The organism is Rhizobium sp. 18055 (assembly GCF_902706285.1).
In the GTDB taxonomy this organism is placed as follows: domain Bacteria; phylum Pseudomonadota; class Alphaproteobacteria; order Rhizobiales; family Rhizobiaceae; genus Rhizobium.
Map to the genome: position 1 here is coordinate 1 of NZ_CACSKD010000328.1, position 430 is coordinate 430.

At 58.4% G+C, this 430-nt stretch carries 1 pseudogene; it reads left to right on the top strand.

Annotation, left to right across the window (positions count from 1 at the left end):
* A pseudogene (locus tag GVL52_RS30590) lies at positions 1-430 on the top strand (peptidase S10); the annotation flags it as partial.

The following is a 430-nucleotide window of genomic DNA, read 5'->3' on the forward strand; positions in this document are numbered from 1 at the left end:
CCCTTCCACCTCATCGACAACGAGCACACTCTGCTGAGCGAGACAGACCTCGTCATTATGGACGCCATGTCGACGGGGTACTCCCGCGTCGTTGACGGACACGATCCCAACGAGTGGCACGGCTGGAGTAAAGACGTCGAACTGGTCAGCGAACTCATCCGGTTGTGGGTTACCCGCTACGGGCGCTGGGGGAGTCCGCTTTATCTTCTTGGCGAGTCGTATGGAACCGTCCGAGCCGTCAGTGTTGCGCAACGGTTGCAGGACACCTTCTCGATGTACCTCAACGGCATCATCCTGGTGTCGTCGGTTCTCGACTTTGGTACTCAAGATTTCGAGGACCTCACCTGGGATCGGGCGTGCATCGGTTTTCTTCCCACCTACGCGGCAAACGCCCATTACCACGGCCACAATGCCGATCGCACTCTCGAAG